Raw genomic sequence first — 18,671 nt, forward strand, 5'->3', positions numbered from 1 at the left:
CGCGTACCAGCCGGGCCTGCTTGGGCTTGGTGCCGCCTCCCTCGCCACTGGCCTCCGCCGGGGTCGAAACCCCAGGTCAGAGCCGCTTTGCGGAGGCGGTGCCAGACCCCTTCAGGGCAACGCAAACTCCGGGCGACGAGTCACGGAGCAGCTAACAGGCAGCGCAAAGGGACAGTGTAGCCAATGGCGACACTGCTGTCCAGCTCTGATTCGGAGACCGAATCGGAGACTCCTCCCGGTAGCCGGCGGGCGCGGGCGCCCACCGGGTACTGCTCTAACTCACGTGGAGTCATTTCCCGCCGGAGCCACTGGTTATGCATCCAGTGGCGAACCAACCGGGCGGACTCGCGCCTCGAGAATCGCGCGCCGCGCCAGGTTCGTCAAGGGCCCGCCGGCGGCGCGGACCTCGACCCGTCCATCGGTCCGGACCGCCCCGGCGTTACAGAGGCCGTGGTCGGGCCGCCCTCGACGACGGTGATCACCATACCCCCAGGCACCGACGCTGCCGAGTGCACCGTCGGCCACACCGGGGGCCGTACCGGCCGGTTGGCGGAACGGCCCCGCGGGCCGCCCCGGCCCGGGAACGCGAAAAGGCCGGGCCGACCACCCGCAAGGGTGATCGGCCCGGCCGTACGCCCCCTCAGAGGGGGCGCGAGATCACTTGACGGTGACCTTGGCGCCGGCACCCTCGAGGGCGGCCTTGGCCTTCTCGGCAACGTCCTTGGCAACCTTCTCCAGGACCTTGGCACCAGCGGTGTCAACGAGGTCCTTGGCCTCCTTCAGGCCGAGGGAGGTCAGGGTGCGCACCTCCTTGATGACCTGGATCTTCTTGTCGCCAGCGGCCTCGAGGATGACGTCGAACTCGTCCTGCTCCTCAGCGGCCTCGGCGGCAACGGCCGGACCGGCAACGCCGGCAACGGCGACCGGGGCGGCGGCGGTGACGTCGAACTTCTCCTCGAAGGCCTTCACGAAGGCAGCGAGCTCGATGAGGGTGAGCTCCTCGAACTGCGCGAGCAGCTCGTCCTGGGACAGCTTCGCCATGATGGCGTCCTTCCACTAAATCGGCAGGTGGTGCCGTATGTACGGGTTGGGCGGGCACGGGCCCGCAGCGAGGCGTGAGCCTGCCGATTACTCGGCGGCGGCGTCCTCGGCGGCGGGAGCCGGCGTACCGGCACCGCCCTGCTCGACCTTGTCGCGCAGCGCGTCCACAGTGCGGACGAGCTTCGACGGCAGGGCCTGGAAGAGCGCGGCAGCCTGGGACTGCTTGGCCTTCAGGGCACCCGCCAGCTTGGCGAGCAGCACCTCGCGGGACTCGAGGTCCGCGAGCTTCTTGATCTCATCGGCGGACAGCGCCTTGCCGTCAAGGACACCGCCCTTGATGATGAGAGCGGGGTTCTCCTTGGCGAAGTCACGCAGAGCCTTCGCCGACTCCACCGGGTCACCGGTGACGAAGGCGACAGCCGTCGGACCGTTGAACAGGTCGTCGAGCTCCGTGATCCCGACCTCATTGGCCGCGATCTTGGTCAGCGTGTTCTTCACCACGGCGTACTCGGCGTTGTCGCCGAGCGAGCGACGCAGGGTCTTGACCTGCTTCACCGAGAGACCGCGGTACTCGGTCAGCAGCGCCGCGGAGGAGCCACGGAACTTGTCCGTGATCTCGGCAACGGCAGCAGCCTTGTCGGGCCTGGCCATAGGCTTACGCCTCCTTCCGTGATGTAGAAGTCGGGCCGACCGCGAAAGTCGACCTGGGTCGCCGTGGACCGACCGGACGGAAGGAAAGCTCCTGCGAAATGCAATGAGCCCCGATGCGCAGGCGCACGGGGCTCGGAACGACCTCGACGGGCTGCCGCGCGAACGCGGACCCGGAAGTCGAAGCTCCAGACACACCTGCGCGGGCTGCCTGCGACGAAGCGCAGATCCTTCGGCCACCTGCTCCCTGACGGGCGCGTGATGACAACCAGCGGTCTTTGGCTTCGGCAACAGTAACCGGAGCCGTCGGCCGGGTGCAAATCGCCCTCGGGCGGAGCGGCCCGGCGCGGTTCAGTGGGTCGCGGTTAGGCGGGTCGCGGGTCAGCGGGCCGCGGGTCAGCGGGCCAGCGGGGAGACCGTCCGGACGCCGGTGTCCACCGTGTCCGTCTCGGCCGGCGCCTGTGCCGAGAGCAACGCCCCGGCGAGGTCGGTGTAGAGCACCGCGTCGTCCGCCCGGCCGCTGTCCCCGCTGCCGGTGCGCTGGAGCCGGACCAGCTGGTCCTTGTCGTTGAGCCAGAGGTCCAGGGTGAGCGAGAGCGAGCCGCCGGGCGCGAGCGCGGCCCGCAGGCCGTCCCGGCGGGACTGGGTCAGCTGGGACTGGGCGGCCGCGTACTTCTCGGCGGTGGTGGTCACCCGGTAGTGCCCGACGGTCGAGTCGTCGAACTTCTCCTCGCCGACGAAGGCCGGCTCGGTCCCCTCGGCGGTGGCCGCGGTCAGCGCCTCGACCGGGTTCAGCAGGTCGATCAGCCCGGCGTAGGGGATCTCCTTGTGGCCGTCCGCGGCCGGCGGAACGGTGAAGCGCTCCCAGTGCTTCCCGCCCTGCCGGGCCGCGGTGGCGGCGTCGCCGCCCTGGTAGGCGACGGTGTCCACGACGATCAGCTGCTCGGCCTCGGCCGGGGTGGAGCGCTTGATCTGGAGCGCGGTCTTGGGCTGCCAGAACAGCGGGCCGGAACCGGCGTCCGCGCCGAGCCGGTAGCTGACCTTGGCCCGGCGGGCGGTCTGCGCGGCCAGCTGGGCGGAGAGCAGCACCCCGTGCGGGGAGCGGTCCGTCGGCTTGGCCTGGGCGCTCGGCGAGGCGGTGGACGGCGTGGCGCTGGTCGTGGTCGGGCCGTCGGACGGCGTGGCGGGCGTGTCGCCGTCCCCGCCGCACCCGCTCAGCCCGCTCGTCAGCAGGACGACGACGGCCACTGCCGCCAATCGCTGCCGTGCCGCCATGGTCCGTTCCCCTCTCGCCGGCCCCCGCCCGACGGCGGCTTCGCTCCGGCCACCTTGCCACCCGTCCCCCGCCCGCCCGGTCGCGGCCCCCTCGGACCCGCCCCGGGCGCGGGCGGATCCACCGGGTCGGCCGAGCCCGGCCCGGGCCGGAACGCCGGTCGGGGGCGGTGGGGAGCCGGTCGGCTCCCCACCGCCCCCGACCGCGCGGATCAGCTGCCGGCCGCGGCCTTCTGGAGGTCGGCGAGGTCGATCGCCTCCGAGGCCGACGGGGTGGCGGCGATCACCGGGGTGCCGTAGTCCGAGTAGCTGACGGTGACGTTCATCGCGCCGGCCTTGGTCTCGGCCTGCTCGGTCCGCTTGACGACGAGCTTGTCGGCGTCGACCCAGACGTCGATCCGGTCGCTGGTGACGCCGGCCGCGTCCAGGTTCTGCTTGAGCCGGTCGGCCTGCTCCTGGGTCATGCCCTGGCTGGTGGCCTTGGCCACGTCGGCCGCGCTGAGCACGCCGGAGTAGTGGGTGGTGGCCTTGCCGTTCACCGTCTCCGGGCCGACCTCGGTGACCTTGCCGCTGGCGATCAGCGTCCGGACGCCCTGCACCGGGTCCGCGCTCTGGAGCTGGTCGGTCGTGCCGCCGGAGGCCTTGGCCATGTCGGCCTTGCTGTAGCGCACCCACTTCGGGCCGCCGCTCTCCAGCAGCTTCCCGCCCAGGCCCATGTACATGGCGTCCTTGGTGTACAGGTAGTGCACGTTCGGGCCGCCGGTCAGCGGCTCCAGGAGCTTGGCCATCGGGGAGCCCGACAGGTCCATCGTGAGGTCGGCCTCCAGGCCGTTGGCCCAGGATACCGCCCCCTTGCCCTTCATGGTGATCTCGCCGACCTGGATCAGCTCGTCGACCTTCGCCGACTTGGCCGCGCTGGTCTTCTGGGTGACCTGCTCCAGGTAGACCGCCGGGCTGACCTTCTCCGGCTTCGCGCCGGTGGCCGGGGCGGCGGACGACGGGGCGGCCGAGGTGGCGGCGGCCGTGGTCGGCGCGGCCGGGGCGGCGCTCTTGTCGTCGTTGTCGTTGCACGCGGTCGCGGTCAGCGCCAGGGCGGCGAGGACGACGGCCACGGCGGTGTTGCGGGTTCCAGCCATGATTCCCCCCTTGAGGCCCCCCGGGCGCGGGGTGCGCCCGGGGCGGTAGCCGGTTGTGGTCGGTGGGCTCGGAGTCCGGCGCGCGGGATCAGCCGAGCAGCTTGAGCAGGTCGGCCTCGGCGCCGAGGTCGTCGGCGGTCGGCACCGTGATCGGGGCGGCCTTGCCGAGGTCCGAGTACTTGACGGTGACGGCTTCCTTGCTGCCCTTCTGGTCGCCGTACTCCTGGTACTGGACGAGTTCCTGCTTGGCGTTCAGCCAGAAGTCGATGGTGAGGGACTTGCCGTCCTCCTCCAGCACCTTCTGGACGGCCGGCCGCCGCTCCGCCGGGAGCCCCGTCATCCCGGCCACCAGCATGGCGGTGTCCTGCTCCGCCCGCAGGTGGACGGTCTGGGCGCCGTCCACGGCCTCCTGGCCGACCTTGGTGAGCTTCCCGCTCTGGGCCGCCATGGTGAGCAGGGTGACCGGGTTCATCATCTGGCCCGCCGCCCGGAAGGTGGCGCCGGTCTCGTCCGTGGACAGCTTGACCCAGTGCTTGCCGCCGAGGGCCGGGGCCGCCTCGTCGCCGCCGAGGTAGGCGTCCACGCCGACCACCCGGATCTTGAGCTTCTTGCCGCCCATGTCGCCGAGCAGGTCCACGGAGGTCTTGGCCGGCTCCTTCCAGTCCGCGTCGCCGGTGCCGCCGGGGCTGTCGGGGCCGGCCGGGACCATGGTGACCTTGCCGTTGCCGGCCTTCTGCATCACCACCGCGGACGCGGCCAGCGCGGCCTTCGGGTCCCCGGCGAGGGCCGCCGCGAGCGGGTCCGCGGCCTTGGCGTCGGGGGCCTTGGTGTCGCCGGCCTTGGCCTCGGCGGTCTTGGTGTCGCCGGCCTTGGCGTCACTGCTCTTGGTGTCACCGCCACAGGCCGTAGCCGCACCGAGCAGGACGGCCGTCGTCGCGACGGCCGAGGCGAGGCGCAGAGCGCGCATGAAGCTACCCCCGTGGGATCCGGTCAATCCATGGAAGAGCCGATTGTCAGCTCTTCTCATGTTCTTTTCACGCGGACTCTAACGGATCCCCGGAACCCCCACGCACTGGATATCCCCTCCCCGTCACCCGGCCGGGGCGGGCGTCGTGTCCGCGCCCCCGGGAGCCGAGACGTCGGTCGTGGTCACCGTGGTTCCCGCACTCCCCCGGACCGTCTCGCGCAGCCGCAGCAACTGCATGCCGGGCCCGACCCAGACTTCGTAACCGATCGACGTCACCCCGTGCCGCCGGTACCAGTCCAGCGTGGCGGCCCGCCGCTTCGGGCTCAACTCCTCGTCCTTGCCGAACAGTTCGGCCACCGGAGCGGAGCCCTGGTAGTGCGCCACGGTCACCCCGGCCAGCTGCTCGCCGCCGAGCGAGGCGAGCTTGACGCCCTGGGCGACCTCGTACGCCCGGCTGCCCGGGCCGGTGATCAGCGCGGTCGTCCAGCCGCCCGCGAAGCCCTCCGGGTCGGGGCCCGCCCCGGGGTCGACCGCCTCGGCGGTGCTCCGCTCCGCGTGCTTGGCAGCCCCGCCCTGGTAGACGAGGTCGAGCGCACCGTCCTTCAGGGTCAGCCGCCCGTTGCCCAGTTCGTCGGTGACGGTCAGGGCCGCCTCGTCCGAGGCGCCCCAGACCAGCGAGCCGCTCGCGGTGCGCCGGCCGGCCGGGCCCTCCTGGACCACGTCGATCCGGGCGCCGCCGGCGTCGTCCAGCGCCTGCGCGGCCGCGAGCACCACCTGCTTGGGCGGCACCGGCGCGGGGCCCCCGGGGGTGGCGGTGGTCGGGGCGGCCAGCAGGCTGCACCCGGTGGTGGCGAGCAGCAGCAGGGCCGCCGCGAGAACGGTGGGGCGAGGGGCGGGCGGCACGGCACACTCCGGCGGTCACAGGTTCTCCACATGGTCTGACCGGCAGAGCGTACGACGGTTCGGGCCGCCGTTCCCATCCGCCGGGTGTCCCGATCCGGCAACCGCCGCGGCCCGCCGTCGTGGCCGGCCCCGCCCCGGCCCCGGCCCGGTCACCACCGCTCGCGGCCCCCGGGAACGACGGCGGGCCCGCACCCCCGGTGAAGGGGGTACGGGCCCGTCGTACGGACTGCTCTAGAGCACTGGGGCTCAGACCGCGGCCGGGTCCTCCTCGACGAGGAGGTTGCGGGTGCGGTTCGGGTCCACCTGGATGCCGGGGCCCATGGTGGTCGAGAACGCGGTCTTCTTGATGTAGCGGCCCTTGGCGGCGGACGGCTTGGCGCGGAGCACCTCGTCCAGCGCGGCGGCGTAGTTCTCGACCAGCTGCTCGTCGGTGAAGGAGGCCTTACCGATGATGAAGTGCAGGTTCGAGTGCTTGTCGACGCGGAACTCGATCTTGCCGCCCTTGATGTCGTTGACAGCCTTGGCGACGTCCGGGGTCACGGTGCCGGTCTTCGGGTTCGGCATCAGACCACGGGGACCGAGCACGCGGCCGAGGCGGCCGACCTTGCCCATGAGGTCCGGGGTGGCGACGACGGCGTCGAAGTCCAGCTTGCCCTTCGCGACCTCGTCGATCAGCTCGTCGGCACCGACGATGTCGGCGCCCGCAGCACGCGCGGCCTCGGCACGCTCGCCGGTCGCGAAGACCAGGACCCGAGCGGTCTTACCGGTGCCGTGCGGGAGGATCACGGTGCTGCGGACCATCTGGTCGGCCTTGCGCGGGTCGACGCCCAGACGCATGGCGACCTCAACGGTGCCGTCGAACTTGGTGGTGCTGGTCGCCTTGGCGAGGCGGACGGCCTCGAGGGGGGCGTAAAGGCGCTCGCGGTCGACCTGGGCGTCCGCGGCCTTCAGGGCCTTGCTGCGCTTCATAGCTGCTCCTGAATGGTGAATGGAGTTGTGGTGTCACGGGCCTGCGCGGGCCCTACCACAGAGGACGAGAGGGGTTCTCAGCCCTCGACGGTGATGCCCATCGACCGGGCGGTGCCGGCGATGATCTTCGCCGCGGCGTCCAGGTCGTTGGCGTTCAGGTCGGGCATCTTGGTCGTGGCGATCTCACGGACCTGGGCGCTGGTGAGCTTGGCGACCTTGGTCTTGTGCGGCTCGCTGGAGCCCTTCTCGACACCGGCAGCCTTCAGGATGAGGCGCGCGGCCGGCGGCGTCTTCGTGATGAAGGTGAAGGAACGGTCCTCGTAGACCGTGATCTCCACCGGCACGATCATGCCGCGCTGCGACTCGGTCGCAGCGTTGTAGGCCTTGCAGAACTCCATGATGTTGACGCCGTGCTGGCCCAGCGCGGGGCCGACCGGCGGCGCCGGGTTGGCCGCGCCGGCGTTGATCTGGAGCTTGATAAGCCCCGTGACCTTCTTCTTCTTGGGAGGCATGTCTCTCCGGGTCCTTCCGAGAGGTGATTGCTGGTGCGTGCGGAACCGGGGCGACACCCGGCCGCCAGCACACACATCGGACCAGGCTAACGCGTTCGCGCCGCTGGACCAAAACGGATTCGGAGCGGGCCCGCAGGCCCGCCCCGAATCCGAAGACCGTACGACTAGTTCTTCTGGATCTGGTCGAAGGAGAGCTCGACCGGGGTCTCCCGGCCGAAGATCTCGACCAGGCCCTTGACCTTCTTCGAGTCCGGGTTGATCTCGTTGATGGTCGCCTGGAGGGTCGCGAACGGACCGTCGGTGACGGTGACCGAGTCGCCGACCTCGAAGTCCAGCACCTGGATCTCGCTCGGCTTGACCGGCGAGGGCTTGCCGGCCTCCTTGGCCGCCTGGCGCTCGACGTCCGGGGCGAGCATCTTGACGACCTCGTCCAGGGTCAGCGGGTACGGGTCGTAGGCGTTGCCGACGAAGCCGGTGACACCGGGGGTGTTGCGCACGACGCCCCAGGACTCCGGGGTGAGGTCCATCCGCACCAGGACGTAGCCGGGGAGCTTGTTCTGGCGGATGGTCTTGCGGTCGCCGTTCTTGATCTGGACGACCTCCTCCTGCGGCACCTCGGCCTGGAAGATGTACTCCTCGACGTTCAGCGAGACGGCGCGCTGCTCCAGGTTCTGCTTCACCCGGTTCTCGTAGCCGGCGTAGGTGTGGATCACGTACCACTCGCCCGGCATGAAGCGCAGGTCCTCGCGGAACTTGGCGACCGGGTCGACCTCCTCGGCCTCCTCGGCCGGCTCCTCCTCGGCGTCCTCGGCCTCCTCGGCGGCGCCCTCCACGTGCAGCGCGGCCTCCTCGGCGGGCTCGCCGGCCTCGGCCTCGTCGTACGCCTCGACCTCGTCCTCGTCGCTGTCCGCGGCGTCCACGATCTGCTCGGCGGACTCGGTGTCGACAGCCAGCTCGGTCGCGTCCGGCTCGGCGGCGACATCCGCCTCGCGGACGGTCTCGTCGGCGTCGTACAGGGGGGACTCAGACACGGTGGCGGCTTCTTTCCTGGAGATGGTGAAGGTGGCGCGCTCCTCGACCGGCCCGGCGGACGGCCGCTCGCGCGGGCGCCAGATGAGGTCTCGGAGACTTCAACAGTACCGAGTCCACGGTAACCGCGCGTACGTCCGGCGCCGACAGCTCGACCCGGGCCGATGATTCGGCCCGGGTCGGGAGGCTGTTCGAGAGGTGGGGGCGGCCGGTCAGCCGAAGACCCAGAGGCTCAGCTTGGAGAAGCCGTAGTCCAGGCCCGCCACGAAGGCCATCACGACCACGACGAAGGTGACCACGACGGCGGTGTAGTTGGTGAGTTCGCTGCGGGTCGGCCAGACGACCTTGCGCAGTTCCGCGATGATCTGGCGGTAGAAGAGCGCCATCCGGGCAAACAGGCCCTTCTTGGCGCGCTTGCCGGACTTCTTCTCGCGGTTGCCGCGCTTGCCCGACTTCTCGTCGGCAGTCGTGGTCTCGGCAGCGCCGTCGGCACCCTCGGGGTTGCCGCTCTCAGGCGTTGCGGTGGAGCCCGTGGTCTCCGTCACTCGTCCTCACCTGAATCCGGGTCCTGCCGACTTCGCCGCGCACCAGGTGGGGCACGACCAGCCGGCTAGCGGTGCTGATCGGTGCCATCTCCGCATCAAGCCCGCTCACTCCTGTGGAGCGAACGGGCTGAAAACGGATCTAGCAGCAGGGCAAGAGGGACTCGAACCCCCAACCGCCGGTTTTGGAGACCGGTGCTCTACCAATTGAGCTATTGCCCTACGGTGCCTCGCGGCTCCGGTGGCGACCAACCTACCGCATCTCCCCCCGCTGTCTGTACAGGCGGTGAAAGCTCCGGTCTTTTCGGCGGGCCGTCGAGCAGCGAGTGTACGTGGTCGAGGGGTGTTTGGTCGAACGTCTTGTTCCGGACCGGCCGGTCACCCGGCGGATGTCCGGCCCGGCGGGGCCCCCGCAGACGGATCGCCGGGGCCGCGGTCCGGACGGGGACGTACGGATGCCGATACCCCGATGCCCGGTAGGTCCGGGTTCTGCGACGATGCAGACATGAGCGCTTCCACCCCTCAGCCCGACCAGTCCATCCGCCCCGCCGACCGCCGGGTCTCCGCCCGGATCGGTGCGATCGCCGAGTCCGCGACCCTCGCCGTGGACGCCAAGGCCAAGGCCCTCAAGGCCGCCGGCCGTCCGGTCATCGGCTTCGGTGCCGGCGAGCCCGACTTCCCCACCCCGGACTACATCGTCGAGGCGGCCGTCGAGGCCTGCCGCGACCCGAAGAACCACCGTTACACCCCGGCGGGTGGCCTGCCCGAGCTGAAGGCCGCGATCGCCGCCAAGACGCTGCGCGACTCCGGCTACCGGGTGGACGCCTCCCAGGTGCTCGTCACCAACGGCGGCAAGCAGGCGATCTACGAGGCCTTCGCGGCGATCCTGGACCCGGGCGACGAGGTCATCATCCCGGCCCCGTACTGGACCACCTACCCGGAGTCGGTCCAGCTGGCCGGCGGTGTCCCGGTGGAGGTCGTCTCCGACGAGACCACCGGCTACAAGGTCTCGGTCGAGCAGCTGGAGGCCGCGCGCACCGAGAACACCAAGGTGGTGCTGTTCGTCTCGCCGTCCAACCCGACCGGCGCGGTGTACACCGAGGCCGAGGCCGAGGCGATCGGCCGCTGGGCGCTGGAGCACGGCCTGTGGGTGCTCACCGACGAGATCTACGAGCACCTGGTGTACGGCGACGCCACCTTCACCTCGCTGCCGGCCCTGCTGCCCGAGCTGGCCGACAAGTGCATCGTGGTCAACGGGGTCGCCAAGACCTACGCGATGACCGGCTGGCGGGTGGGCTGGGTGATCGGCCCCGAGGACGTCGTCAAGGCCGCGACCAACCTCCAGTCGCACGCCACCTCGAACGTCTCCAACGTCGCCCAGCGCGCCGCCCTGGCCGCCGTGGCCGGCGACCTGGACGCGGTCGCCGAGATGCGCGAGGCCTTCGACCGCCGCCGCCGGACCATCGTGCGGATGCTCAACGAGATCGACGGCGTGTTCTGCCCCGAGCCCGAGGGCGCCTTCTACGCCTACCCCTCGGTGAAGGGCCTGCTGGGCAAGGAGATCCGCGGCAAGCGCCCGCAGACCTCCGGCGAGCTGGCCACCCTGATCCTGGACGAGGCCGAGGTCGCGGTCGTCCCGGGAGAGGCCTTCGGCACCCCCGGCTACCTGCGGCTCTCCTACGCGCTCGGCGACGCCGACCTGGTCGAGGGCGTCAGCCGGGTCCAGAAGCTGCTCGGCGAGGCCCGCGACTGACGTCCTTCCGGCACTGACGTCAATCCGGCATACGGGATTCACCCGGCACACCGCCTCCTTTCACCCCTTCGGGGGATGCGAAGGGGGCGGTTCCCGTTCGGGGGCCTGATACGGCAGTATCGGTGAATGGAACGCCTGTTGAACCCGCGAGACGTCAGGGGCCTCCCCAAGGCCCACCTGCACCTGCACTTCACCGGCTCGATGCGGCCCGCCACCCTCCTGGAGCTGGCCGACAAGCACGGCGTCCGGCTGCCGGAGGCGCTCAGCTCCGGCGAGCCGCCCCGGCTGCGGGCCACCGACGAGCGGGGCTGGTTCCGCTTCCAGCGGCTGTACGACACCGCCCGCTCGGTGCTGCGGGACGAGGCGGACATCCGCCGGCTGGTCCTGGAGACCGCCGAGGACGAGAAGCGGGACGGCTCCCGCTGGCTGGAGATCCAGGTCGACCCGACCTCGTACGCGCCCCGGCTGGGCGGGCTGATCCCCGCGCTGGAGCTGATCCTGGACGCGGTGGAGAACGCCGCCGCGGCGACCGGGGTGGGCATCCGGGTCCTGGTCGCGGCCAACCGGATGAGGTCCCCGATGGACGCCCGGACGCTGGCCCGGCTGGCCGTCCGCTACGCCGACCACGGGGTGGTCGGCTTCGGCCTCTCCAACGACGAGCGCCGGGGCCTGGCCCGGGACTTCGACCGGGCCTTCGCGATCGCCCGCAACGGCGGGCTGCTGGCGGCCCCGCACGGCGGCGAGCTGTCCGGCCCGGAGTCCGTCCGGGACTGCCTGGACGACCTGGGCGCCGGCCGGATCGGCCACGGCGTGCGGGCCGCCGAGGACCCCCGGCTGATGGAACGGCTGGCGGACCGCCAGGTCACCTGCGAGGTCTGCCCCTCCTCCAACGTCTCGCTCGGCGTGTACGAGCGCCCCGAGGAGGTCCCGCTGCGCCGGCTCTTCGACGCCGGGGTGCCGCTCGCGCTGGGTGCCGACGACCCGCTGCTGTTCGGCAGCCGGCTGGCCGACCAGTACGAGCTGGTCCGGGGCGTGCTGGGCTTCTCCGACACCGAACTCGCCGAGCTGGCACGGCAGTCGGTGCGCGGCTCGGTCGCGCCGGAGGCCGTCCGCAAGGAGCTGCTGGCGGACATCGACGCCTGGCTGGCGGACGGCCGCGCCCCGGCGGACCGGGCCGCGGTGCCCGCCCAGCAGCCGTCCGGGGTCAGCCTCGCACCCGGCTCGGACCCGGACTAGAGCTTGACGCCCACCATCACCGGCTCGTTCACCAGCTCCACGCCGAAGGCCTCGCGGACCCCGTCCCGGATCTCCCGGGCCAGCGCCAACAGGTCGTCGGCGGTGGCCGAGCCGCGGTTGGTGAGCGCCAGGGTGTGCTTGGTGGAGAGCGTCGCCGGGCCGCTGCCGTAGCCCTTGCCGAAGCCCGACCGGTCGATCAGCCAGGCCGCCGAGGTCTTGGTGCAGCCCTCCGGGGCCGGGTACGCGGGGGCGTCCTCGGCGCCCGGGCGGGTGCGGAAGGACTCGTACTGCGCGGCCGTGAGCACCGGGTTGGTGAAGAAGGAGCCGGCCGACCAGGTGTCGTGGTCCGCCGGGTCCAGCACCATGCCCTTGCCTGCGCGCAGCAGCAGCACCGCGTTCCAGGCGGTGTCGACCGCCACCCGGTCGCCCTGCCCGACGCCCAGGTGCCGGGCGGTCTCGGCGTAGCGGACGGGGGTGGAGAGCCCGCCGTGGTCCTCCAGGCGGAACCGCACCCGCAGCACCACGTAGCGGTCCGGATCGGCCTTGAAGCGGCTGTGCCGGTAGGAGAACGCGCACTCGGCGTTCGAGAGCACGACCACCTCGTCGGCGCCGCGGTCGTACGCGACCACCTCGGTGACCGACTGCGCGACCTCCTGGCCGTACGCGCCCACGTTCTGCACCGGGGTGGCACCCGCCGAGCCGGGGATGCCGGCCAGGAACTCGATGCCCGCCAGGCGGTGGTCGAGCACCGTCCGGCGGACCACCTCGGACCAGGTCTCGCCGGCCGCGACCTCCAGCTCGGTGCCGTCCAGGACGAAGCCCTCGGTGGCGATCCGCAGCACGGTGCCGGGGAAGCCGGCGTCGCCGATCACCAGGTTGGAGCCGCCGCCGAGGACCAGCAGCGGCTCGCCGGCCGCGTCGGCCTCGCGGACGGCGGCGATCACCTCGTCGTCGGTGTGGGCGGTCACCAGCCGGCGGGCCGGGCCGCCGAGCCGGAGCGTGGTCAGCGGGGCGAGGGGGGCGTCGTTTTCTACCAGCACGCCCACCAGCGTACGGGTGGCGGGGGTGCCCCCCGGCACCCCCGCCACCCGCCGCCCGTCGGCCTGCGCTCCGCCGCTCCGACGCCTCAGACCCGTGCCGGCTCGGTCGGTGCCCCGGCCCGCTCCTTCTGTGCCCCCGCCGACGTGGCCTGCGCCCTGCGCCGGCGCGGGATGCACACCGCGGCGAGCGCGCCGAGCCCGACGGCCGCCCCGCCGACGTACAGCGCGGGCACCAGCCCGTCCGTGAAGGCCCGCGCCGACTGGTAGCCGCCCTGCGCCGAGAACACCGCCGCGAGCACGGCGACCCCGAGCGCCCCGCCGACCTCGCGCAGCGCGTTGTTGGCGCCGGAGGCGATCCCCTGCTCCTGCGGCCGGACGCTGGCCATCACCAGCTGGGCGGTGGGGCCGAAGTACAGCGACATGCCGATCCCGCAGATCACGATGGCCGGGATCTGGGCGGGGTAGTCGAGGCCTGTGCCGCCGTCCGCGACCAGGCCGAACAGCACCAGGCCGGCGGCCTGAAGGGCCAGCCCGGCGGCCACGATCGACCGGCCGCCGATCCGGTCGGAGACGATGCCCGCGACCGGCGAGACCAGCAGCGGCATCGCCGTCCACGGCAGCATCCGGACGCCCGCCTCCTGCGGGCTGAAGCCGCCGACGCCCTGGAGGTACTGGCTGATCAGGAAGATCGAGCCGAACATCCCCAGGTACATCAGCAGACTGGCCGCGTTGACGGCGGAGAAGGCCCGGCTGCGGAACAGCCGCATCGGCAGCATCGGGTGGACGGCCACCCGCTGCTCGTACCAGACGAAGGCGGCCAGCAGCAGGGTGCCGGCGACCAGGGAGCCGAGGACCAGCGGGCTGGTCCAGCCGTCCGGGTTGCCGCGGATCAGGCCGAACACGACCCCGAACATCCCCAGGCTGACCAGCAGGGTTCCGGGCACGTCCAGGGCCCGGCCCGCGCCGCGGCTCTCGCCGAGCCGCAGGAAGGCCAGCGGCAGCAGGACGAGGCCGACCGGGACGTTCACCCAGAAGATCCACTGCCAGGAGAAGTGCTCGGTCAGCGAGCCGCCGATCAGCGGCCCGGCGGCGACGGCGAGGCCGCTGACGCCCGACCAGATCCCGAAGGCCAGCCCCCGCCTGGCCTCGGGCACGGCGGCGGTGAGCAGGGTGAGGGTGAGCGGCATCATCACCGCGGCCCCGGTGCCCTGGAGGGCGCGGGCGGCGATCAGCTCGCCGATGCCCGGGGACAGCGCGGCCGCGGCGGAGCCGGCGGTGAAGACCGTCAGACCGACCAGGAAGATCCGGCGGCGGCCGAAGCGGTCGCCGAGCGCGGCGCCGAACATCAGCAGCACGGCGAAGCTCAGGGTGTAGGCGCTGACCGTCCATTCGAGGTCGGACAGCCCGCCGCCGAGTTCCTCGCGGATCGACGGCAGTGCGGTGGTGACCACCAGGTTGTCCAGGGCGGCCATGAAGCCGGCCGCGCTGACGATCACCAGGGTCCAGACCGCGGTTCTGCCCATGGCAGGTTTCTCCGTCATGACTTCCCCCAGGGTTCCTCTAGGTAGTAATTGCTCAATAACTTTTGCGGACCGAAAAGAGGCCGCACGGACGCACCGCGCGGCCGGTCTACTCGGGCGCCCCGGACGCCGCGGCTACTCCGGCTTCTCCGGCTTCTCCGGTCGCCTCGGACTCCCCGTGCTCTCCGGACGCAGCCGGCTCGCCGTGCTCACCGAAGCCGGTCCACATCCGGTGGTCCGGGGGGTAGCCCAGCGCCACCAGGGTGTTGATCAGCATCCCGTACGCGAAGAACCGCGTGGCGTCCTCCATGTCGCCGCCGATCCGGATCCGGACCCGGTCGAACAGGTCCTCCCACAACCGTCGGGCGGCCTCGCCGATCTGCTCCTCGCCGGCCGCCCGGGCCGTGAAGACCGAGACGTAGAGCTGCATCTGCATCATGAGCTGGTCGCGGTCCTCGACCAGGCTCAGGTACGCGCCGGACATCGCTTCGGCGGCCTCCTCGCCGGACAGCCCGGCCGAGGCCTCGTCGAACACCCGCCAGGTCTCCTCGACGCAGCGCTCGGCGGCGGCGGCGAAGATCGCCTGCTTGCCCGGGAACAGCCGGAACAGGTACGGCTGCGAGACGCCCACCCGGCGGGCGATCGCCTCGGTGGAGGTGCCGTGGTAGCCCCCCCGGGCGAACTCGATCAGGGCGGCCCGGACGACGCTCTCGCGCCGCTCCTCCGCGCTCATCCGGATGCTCGACTTCGCCATGGATCCCAAGTTAGTGGCCAATCACTATCCAGGCAAGGCCCACGGCCGCGGCCGGGACTCCCGTGCGGTACGGGCTCCGGCCGCGGCCTCCGTCGGGCGGGACCCGCTCAGCCGAGCCGGACGACGGCCCGGGACATGCCGAGCACCTTCTGGCCGCCCGTGGTGGCCAGCAGGTCGACCTGCACCCTGCGGTCGTCCAGCTTCTTGGCGACCTTGGCCGAGACCTCGACCACCGCGCCGACCCCGTCGTTCGGCACCGGCACCGGGCGGGTGAAGCGCACGCCGTACTCGACCACCGCGGCCGGGTCGCCGACCCAGTCGGTGACCACCCGGATCGCCTCGGCCATGGTGAACATGCCGTGCGCGATGACGTCCGGCAGGCCGACCTCCAGGGCGAACTTCTCGTTCCAGTGGATCGGGTTGAAGTCGCCCGAGGCGCCCGCGTAGCGCACCAGTGTGTCGCGGGTCACGGGGAAGGACTGCGCCGGCAGCTCGGTGCCGACCTCGACCTCGTCGTAGCTGATCGCCATCGCGCTCACTCCCCCGCCTCGTCGGCGGCCCGGGCCACCAGGGTCATGACCGACGTCACAACGTGCTCGCCGGTCGCGTCCGTCACCTCGCCACGCACGGTGAGCACGTCGTTGCCCGCCAGTGACTTGATGTTGTCGATGGTCACCGCGACCGAGAGCCGGTCGCCGGCCCGCACCGGGCGGGTGTAGGCGAACTTCTGGTCGCCGTGCACCACCCGGGTGAAGTCCAGGCCCAGCTCCGGGTCCTCGACCACCTGGCCCGCCGCGCGGTAGGTGATCACGAACGGGAAGGTCGGCGGGGCGATCACGTCGGGGTGGCCCAGCGCCTTCGCCACCTCCGGGTCGGTGTACGCCGGGTTGGCGTCGCCGACCGCGGTCGCGAACTCGCGGATCTTCTCCCGGCCGACCTCGTACGGCTCGGTGGGCGGGTAACTACGCCCGATGAAGGAGGGATCGAGCGCCATGGCAGCTCCTCGGAACGCGGGGTGGATACGAAAAAACTCCGGGCCGCACCCCCAAGAGGGATGCGGCCCGGAGTAGAAGACCTGAATTCACACAGGCCCGGCGCCCTACAAGAGGGTCAGCGGGTCTCGCGGTGCGCGGTGTGCGAGTTGCAGCGGGGGCAGTGCTTCTTCATCTCAAGACGGTCCGGGTCGTTACGCCGGTTCTTCTTGGTGATGTAGTTCCGCTCCTTGCACTCCACGCAGGCCAGCGTGATCTTCGGGCGGACATCGGTGGCAGCCACGGGAGTGCCTTCCTTGGACAACGAATAAGAACACGACAAGAGTAGCCGACCGGGAGTGCGATCTCCCGACCGACTACGCGGGGTAGCGGTGACCGGACTTGAACCGGTGACACAGCGATTATGAGCCGCTTGCTCTACCAACTGAGCTACACCGCCACAGTGATCCGCAGCACAGCCGGAGCTGACCGCTTCTCACCAGAGCCCCCATGCGGAATCGAACCGCAGACCTTCTCCTTACCATGGAGACGCTCTACCGACTGAGCTATAGGGGCGAACGAGGAAGAGATTACACGTTTCGCGGCCGGAGGTGAAATCCGTATCCCGCGGCGAAGACCGCAGGTGGGCGAGGGGTACGGACGGACGATCCAAGGCCCGGCGTTCGATCGGCCTCCGAGCCGCACGGCCCGACCCGATACGACTATTGCCCGCCTCCCGGCGCCCCGCCCCCCGGGCCCATAGGCTCGACGCTCATTGATCGGGAGGACTGGCCGGCGGGACGGGCCAGCCGTACGGGGCCGACCGCACGGGCCGACGCGAGAAGGAGCCGGCGATGGACAGCGCAGCCGCCGACGGACCGCACTCCGGGCCCGGCCCGGCGGCCAACCCGCTCGGGCACGGCCCGGTCCTGCTGCTCACCGGCGCCCGGTTGGCCGACGGTCGGGTGGTGGACGTCCGGATCAGCGGCGACCGGATCCAGGCGGTCGGCACCGTCGGCAGCCTCGGCCCGCTGCCCGCCCTGCCCGGCGCGCCCACCGTCACCACCGGCGCCCGGATCGACCTGCGCGGCTACCTGCTGCTCCCGGCCCCCGCCGAGGCCCACGCCCACTACGACGCCGCCTTCTCCGCCGCCCTGTCCACCCCGCCGCCGGACACCCCGGCCGACCTCACCCGAAGGGTCACCGAGGCCGCGCTGACCTCGCTCGGCTACGGCGCCACCGCCCAGCGCACCCACGTCCGGATCGGCGACGTGCACGGGCTGCGCCGACTGGAGGCGGTGCTCACCGCCCGGCAGGCGCTGAGCGGGCTGGCCGAGCTCCAGGCGGTGGCGATGCCCCGGCTGCTCACCGGGCGGGCCGGGGCGGACGGCCGGGCGCAGCTGCGCGAGGCGCTCAAGCTGGGTGCCACGGCGGCCGGCGGCTGCCCGGAGCTGGACCCGGACCCGGCCGGGTACGTGCAGCTGCTACTGGAGGCCGCCCGGGAGGCGGACTGCCCGGTGGACCTGCACACCAGCGCCGCCGACGCCGCCCAACTCGCCCGGATGGCCGGGGCCTTGGCGCCGCTGCGGCCGAGGGTGACGATCGGCCCGTGCGGGGCGCTGGCCCGGGGCGCGTCGACGGTGCTGGCGACCAGCGGGATCCGGGTGGTCTGCCTGCCGCAGAACGGCTGCTGCACCGGGCTGGAGGGCCGGACGGTGGGCCTGCGGCCGGGCCTGGTGCGGGAGTTGGCGGCGGCCCGGGTGCCGCTGGCGGCGGGCAGCGGGGCACTGCGCGATCCGTCCAACCCGGTCGGCCGGGCGGATCCGCTGGAGTCGGCCTATCTGCTGGCAGCCGGTGGGGAGTTGGACCCGGAGACGGCGTACGACGCGGTGGCGAACCAGGCCCGGGCGGTGCTCGGCCTGGCGCCGGTGCGGGTGGACGCCGGGTTCCCGGCGGAGCTGCTGGCGGTGCGCGGGGACAGCCTGGCCGGGGCGCTCGCGGGAGGGCACAGCCGGCTGGTGGTGCACAGCGGCCGGGTGGTCAGCCGGACCAGCGCGGTCCGGGAGTTCGCGGACACCGTGGCGCTGGCGCTGCCCCGGCAGTGCGGGGGCGAGGACGGCTGAGCCGGGGCCGGAAGAGGAATTGGGGGCGCGCGACGGATGTCGCGCGCCCCTCCCCCACCTGCTGGCCGTCCGTGGACGGCGGCTGGAGCGGCCCCGGACCTCCCCCACACGGAGCAAGGGCCCGCTCGCTCGACACCGACACTACGTCCGCGGACCCCCGCCACCGGGCGGCCTTGACGCCCTCCTGTCGCCCACCGGGCCGCTCTTGACGGCATGTTGACGGGGCGTGGCGGACGGGCGGACCCGGCGGTCGGA

General features: G+C 72.1%; 19 protein-coding genes and 3 tRNA genes. 3 read left to right on the forward strand and 19 right to left on the reverse strand.

The genetic code is table 11. The annotated features are described in order from the left end of the window. Positions 1–657: 657 nt before the first annotated feature. The 11 genes from rplL to ACZ7RU_RS07490 all read right to left on the reverse strand — a co-directional run bounded on the left by rplL (position 658) and on the right by ACZ7RU_RS07490 (position 9,241). Entirely contained in the window at positions 658–1,041 is a 384-nt protein-coding gene (gene rplL, locus ACZ7RU_RS07440) for a 50S ribosomal protein L7/L12 (protein WP_470339928.1), read from the reverse strand. 87 nt (positions 1,042–1,128) lie between these two features. Further along, entirely contained in the window at positions 1,129–1,692 is a 564-nt protein-coding gene (gene rplJ / locus ACZ7RU_RS07445) for a 50S ribosomal protein L10 (RefSeq protein WP_045693068.1), read from the reverse strand. A 393-nt stretch (positions 1,693–2,085) separates the two neighbouring features. Further along, positions 2,086–2,964 carry an SCO4651 family lipoprotein gene (locus ACZ7RU_RS07450; RefSeq protein ID WP_470339929.1) on the reverse strand — a complete coding sequence of 293 codons (879 nt, stop codon included), beginning with the start codon at positions 2,962–2,964 and terminating at the stop codon, positions 2,086–2,088. 209 nt (positions 2,965–3,173) lie between these two features. Continuing rightward, on the reverse strand, positions 3,174–4,097 hold the full coding sequence (locus ACZ7RU_RS07455; protein WP_470339930.1) for an SCO4651 family lipoprotein: 924 nt from the start codon (positions 4,095–4,097) through the stop codon (positions 3,174–3,176). A gap of 88 nt (positions 4,098–4,185) precedes the next feature. Further along, complete coding sequence (locus ACZ7RU_RS07460; protein ID WP_470339931.1) at positions 4,186–5,064, reverse strand: SCO4651 family lipoprotein; 879 nt, start codon at positions 5,062–5,064, stop codon at positions 4,186–4,188. 123 nt (positions 5,065–5,187) lie between these two features. After that, complete coding sequence (locus tag ACZ7RU_RS07465; protein ID WP_470339932.1) at positions 5,188–5,967, reverse strand: hypothetical protein; 780 nt, start codon at positions 5,965–5,967, stop codon at positions 5,188–5,190. Between the two features lie 246 nt (positions 5,968–6,213). Next, positions 6,214–6,936 (reverse strand): 50S ribosomal protein L1, encoded by a 723-nt coding sequence (rplA, locus tag ACZ7RU_RS07470; RefSeq protein WP_207809814.1) that lies wholly within the window; start codon positions 6,934–6,936, stop codon positions 6,214–6,216. Positions 6,937–7,013: 77 nt separating this feature from the next. Beyond that, entirely contained in the window at positions 7,014–7,448 is a 435-nt protein-coding gene (rplK, locus tag ACZ7RU_RS07475; protein ID WP_387760756.1) for a 50S ribosomal protein L11, read from the reverse strand. 164 nt (positions 7,449–7,612) lie between these two features. Next, positions 7,613–8,479, reverse strand: a complete 867-nt coding sequence (gene nusG / locus ACZ7RU_RS07480) for a transcription termination/antitermination protein NusG (RefSeq protein ID WP_470339933.1) — start codon at positions 8,477–8,479, stop codon at positions 7,613–7,615. A 210-nt stretch (positions 8,480–8,689) separates the two neighbouring features. After that, positions 8,690–9,022, reverse strand: a complete 333-nt coding sequence (secE, locus tag ACZ7RU_RS07485; protein WP_470339934.1) for a preprotein translocase subunit SecE — start codon at positions 9,020–9,022, stop codon at positions 8,690–8,692. A gap of 146 nt (positions 9,023–9,168) precedes the next feature. Then, positions 9,169–9,241, reverse strand: a tRNA-Trp gene (locus ACZ7RU_RS07490). Between the two features lie 283 nt (positions 9,242–9,524). Between ACZ7RU_RS07490 and ACZ7RU_RS07495 the strand changes: the two genes are divergently transcribed. After that, complete coding sequence (locus ACZ7RU_RS07495; RefSeq protein WP_470339935.1) at positions 9,525–10,772, forward strand: pyridoxal phosphate-dependent aminotransferase; 1,248 nt, start codon at positions 9,525–9,527, stop codon at positions 10,770–10,772. Positions 10,773–10,898: 126 nt separating this feature from the next. Then, positions 10,899–12,008 carry an adenosine deaminase gene (locus ACZ7RU_RS07500; RefSeq protein ID WP_470339936.1) on the forward strand — a complete coding sequence of 370 codons (1,110 nt, stop codon included), beginning with the start codon at positions 10,899–10,901 and terminating at the stop codon, positions 12,006–12,008. Here ACZ7RU_RS07500 and ACZ7RU_RS07505 read toward each other — a convergent pair. From ACZ7RU_RS07505 to ACZ7RU_RS07540, 8 genes are all read right to left on the reverse strand, one after another. Beyond that, the gene (locus ACZ7RU_RS07505) at positions 12,005–13,087 is read right to left on the reverse strand and encodes a UDP-N-acetylmuramate dehydrogenase (protein ID WP_470339937.1); all 1,083 of its coding nucleotides are present in this window, start codon (positions 13,085–13,087) and stop codon (positions 12,005–12,007) included. The two genes, ACZ7RU_RS07500 and ACZ7RU_RS07505, sit on opposite strands and share 4 nt — an antisense overlap. Before the next feature lie 47 nt (positions 13,088–13,134). Further along, entirely contained in the window at positions 13,135–14,589 is a 1,455-nt protein-coding gene (locus tag ACZ7RU_RS07510; protein ID WP_470339938.1) for an MFS transporter, read from the reverse strand. Between the two features lie 88 nt (positions 14,590–14,677). Beyond that, the gene (locus tag ACZ7RU_RS07515) at positions 14,678–15,322 is read right to left on the reverse strand and encodes a TetR/AcrR family transcriptional regulator (protein WP_470339939.1); all 645 of its coding nucleotides are present in this window, start codon (positions 15,320–15,322) and stop codon (positions 14,678–14,680) included. Between the two features lie 107 nt (positions 15,323–15,429). Next, the gene (locus ACZ7RU_RS07520; RefSeq protein WP_097237453.1) at positions 15,430–15,852 is read right to left on the reverse strand and encodes a MaoC family dehydratase; all 423 of its coding nucleotides are present in this window, start codon (positions 15,850–15,852) and stop codon (positions 15,430–15,432) included. Positions 15,853–15,857: 5 nt separating this feature from the next. After that, on the reverse strand, positions 15,858–16,316 hold the full coding sequence (locus tag ACZ7RU_RS07525) for an FAS1-like dehydratase domain-containing protein (protein ID WP_470339940.1): 459 nt from the start codon (positions 16,314–16,316) through the stop codon (positions 15,858–15,860). Positions 16,317–16,432: 116 nt separating this feature from the next. Beyond that, on the reverse strand, positions 16,433–16,597 hold the full coding sequence (gene rpmG, locus ACZ7RU_RS07530; protein WP_006604855.1) for a 50S ribosomal protein L33: 165 nt from the start codon (positions 16,595–16,597) through the stop codon (positions 16,433–16,435). Between the two features lie 83 nt (positions 16,598–16,680). Beyond that, positions 16,681–16,753: transfer RNA gene (locus ACZ7RU_RS07535), tRNA-Met, on the reverse strand. A 43-nt stretch (positions 16,754–16,796) separates the two neighbouring features. Next, positions 16,797–16,869: transfer RNA gene (locus tag ACZ7RU_RS07540), tRNA-Thr, on the reverse strand. Between the two features lie 278 nt (positions 16,870–17,147). Between ACZ7RU_RS07540 and ACZ7RU_RS07545 the strand changes: the two genes are divergently transcribed. Beyond that, positions 17,148–18,416, forward strand: coding sequence for an amidohydrolase family protein (locus ACZ7RU_RS07545; RefSeq protein ID WP_470339941.1), 1,269 nt, complete (start codon positions 17,148–17,150; stop codon positions 18,414–18,416). The last annotated feature ends 255 nt before the right edge of the window (positions 18,417–18,671 follow it).

The sequence above is a fragment of the Kitasatospora sp. NPDC114501 genome (genome assembly GCF_055633695.1).

Bases quoted from the DNA above. Each gene is read 5' to 3' on its own strand.
- ACZ7RU_RS07450 (WP_470339929.1), bottom strand. From the start codon at position 2,964: ATGGCGGCACGGCAGCGATTGGCGGCAGTGGCCGTCGTCGTCCTGCTG.
- ACZ7RU_RS07495 (WP_470339935.1), top strand. From the start codon at position 9,525: ATGAGCGCTTCCACCCCTCAGCCCGACCAGTCCATCCGCCCCGCCGAC.
- ACZ7RU_RS07510 (WP_470339938.1), bottom strand. From the start codon at position 14,589: ATGACGGAGAAACCTGCCATGGGCAGAACCGCGGTCTGGACCCTGGTG.
- ACZ7RU_RS07520 (WP_097237453.1), bottom strand. From the start codon at position 15,852: ATGGCGATCAGCTACGACGAGGTCGAGGTCGGCACCGAGCTGCCGGCG.
- rplL (WP_470339928.1), bottom strand. From the start codon at position 1,041: ATGGCGAAGCTGTCCCAGGACGAGCTGCTCGCGCAGTTCGAGGAGCTC.
- rplA (WP_207809814.1), bottom strand. From the start codon at position 6,936: ATGAAGCGCAGCAAGGCCCTGAAGGCCGCGGACGCCCAGGTCGACCGC.
- ACZ7RU_RS07500 (WP_470339936.1), top strand. From the start codon at position 10,899: ATGGAACGCCTGTTGAACCCGCGAGACGTCAGGGGCCTCCCCAAGGCC.
- rplK (WP_387760756.1), bottom strand. From the start codon at position 7,448: ATGCCTCCCAAGAAGAAGAAGGTCACGGGGCTTATCAAGCTCCAGATC.
- ACZ7RU_RS07460 (WP_470339931.1), bottom strand. From the start codon at position 5,064: ATGCGCGCTCTGCGCCTCGCCTCGGCCGTCGCGACGACGGCCGTCCTG.
- ACZ7RU_RS07515 (WP_470339939.1), bottom strand. From the start codon at position 15,322: ATGGCGAAGTCGAGCATCCGGATGAGCGCGGAGGAGCGGCGCGAGAGC.
- rplJ (WP_045693068.1), bottom strand. From the start codon at position 1,692: ATGGCCAGGCCCGACAAGGCTGCTGCCGTTGCCGAGATCACGGACAAG.
- ACZ7RU_RS07455 (WP_470339930.1), bottom strand. From the start codon at position 4,097: ATGGCTGGAACCCGCAACACCGCCGTGGCCGTCGTCCTCGCCGCCCTG.
- ACZ7RU_RS07545 (WP_470339941.1), top strand. From the start codon at position 17,148: ATGGACAGCGCAGCCGCCGACGGACCGCACTCCGGGCCCGGCCCGGCG.
- ACZ7RU_RS07525 (WP_470339940.1), bottom strand. From the start codon at position 16,316: ATGGCGCTCGATCCCTCCTTCATCGGGCGTAGTTACCCGCCCACCGAG.